The organism is Bacillus sp. ChL18, from assembly GCF_026241425.1.
Classification (GTDB): domain Bacteria; phylum Bacillota; class Bacilli; order Bacillales; family Bacillaceae; genus Bacillus; species Bacillus velezensis.
The window spans coordinates 1-256 of the sequence record NZ_JAPHWE010000027.1; the positions used below are offsets into that span (position 1 = coordinate 1).

The window sequence follows — 256 nt, forward strand, 5'->3', positions numbered from 1 at the left end:
ATAAGACCCAAGGTCTTATATTCCGTTAAAATCCTTAGAAAGGAGGTGATCCAGCCGCACCTTCCGATACGGCTACCTTGTTACGACTTCACCCCAATCATCTGTCCCACCTTCGGCGGCTGGCTCCTAAAAGGTTACCTCACCGACTTCGGGTGTTACAAACTCTCGTGGTGTGACGGGCGGTGTGTACAAGGCCCGGGAACGTATTCACCGCGGCATGCTGATCCGCGATTACTAGCGATTCCAGCTTCACGCA

General features: G+C 53.1%; 1 rRNA gene. It reads right to left on the bottom strand.

Annotated features, from left to right (window positions below):
• Positions 1-38: 38 nt before the first annotated feature.
• Positions 39-256, bottom strand: a 16S ribosomal RNA gene (locus OQ477_RS21130); the annotation flags it as partial.